Annotated in this window: 1 protein-coding gene; it reads left to right on the plus strand. The window is 39.2% G+C overall.

What is annotated here, in order from left to right; translation table 11 throughout:
• Positions 1–109: 109 nt before the first annotated feature.
• Positions 110–818, plus strand: a 709-nt coding sequence (locus AB4496_RS14370; RefSeq protein ID WP_372131208.1) for an alpha/beta fold hydrolase, incomplete at its 3' end; no start/stop codon positions are given.

Consider the following 818-nt stretch of genomic DNA (forward strand, 5'->3'; position numbering starts at 1 on the left):
AATGTACGGGACATCAAATATACAACCGATATAATTCCAATAAAAGCATTAATGGAAAAGATTATCATTATCAGTTAAATTAATTGAAAGAGTTCGAAGTGGAAGAAAAATGATAAATGAAAGTAGTTATATAAATGTCAATGGTTCAACTATATATTACGAAATATCGGGTAATCTTACTGGTGAACCGCTGTTGATGCTTCATGGTGGACTTGGGTCAATCCATGAATTAGAGCCGTTACATAAGTATTTATTCGACAATTATCAATTAATAAGTCTTGATTTGCGTGGACATGGTAAGTCGGATCTAGGGTGTTTACGACTTAGTTACAGCCAGTATCAGCAAGATGCTCATTCCGTACTCGACGCTTTAGGAATTGAGCAATATTCGATATTTGGTTTCAGTGATGGCGGCATTGTAGGCTACCGCTTAGCCGCTCAAGAACCAAATAGGGTTTCTTGCTTGGTGACGCTCGGTTCACAATGGCAAGTGAATATTGATGATCCATCTATGAAACTATTATCCAGTTTAACTCCGGATTTTTGGCGCAACAGGTTCTCGGAGGACGTTGCTTTGTACGAGGCAACTAACCCAGAACCAGATTTTTCTAAGCTGGTTGATGCAGTTAAAGAGGCTTGGTTTGATAACACGGCATCGGGTTATCCTTGTGATTTAGTCGAACAGATTCGCTGTCCGACATTGATTATGAGAGGGGATAACGATTTTATATTTTCTCTTGATGAGGCAGTGGCTTTAAAAGGCAAAATTTCTGGGAGCTGTTTTGCCAACATTCCTCAGACAGCACATGCGTCATATC

The sequence above is a fragment of the Vibrio sp. 10N.222.46.A1 genome, assembly GCF_041473595.1.
Classification (GTDB): domain Bacteria; phylum Pseudomonadota; class Gammaproteobacteria; order Enterobacterales; family Vibrionaceae; genus Vibrio; species Vibrio tasmaniensis_A.